The organism is Neisseria sp. P0001.S005 (assembly GCF_051963715.1).
In genome coordinates this window covers 1-238 of the sequence record NZ_JBQCTZ010001066.1, presented here as the reverse complement: position 1 = coordinate 238, position 238 = coordinate 1, and the positions used below count along the sequence as shown (strand labels likewise).

At 39.9% G+C, this 238-nt stretch carries 1 protein-coding gene; it reads right to left on the bottom strand.

The genetic code is table 11. The features are described 5' to 3' along the window. Positions 1-16: 16 nt before the first annotated feature. On the bottom strand, positions 17-238 hold a 222-nt coding region (locus tag ACTHSP_RS24075; protein ID WP_440347234.1), incomplete at its 5' end, for a hypothetical protein.

Below are 238 nucleotides of genomic sequence, written 5' to 3'. Positions count from 1 at the left end.
CACTTCAGACTGTCTGCTAAGCAATCTTTATGCCGCCATTCGTACTGAAGACGCCAACAAAGGCTATCTGGACAACTTCTGACAAATTACTCACGACCGCTGTTTTGCCGACTTGCCGGGTTTGATCGAATTGGAAATGTAAACTTGAAACAATCAAAAGGCCGTCTGAACAATATTCATACGGCCTTTTTTTAAAAAATACAAAAATTTCACTGATACTATTCTGAATCATCCGAAC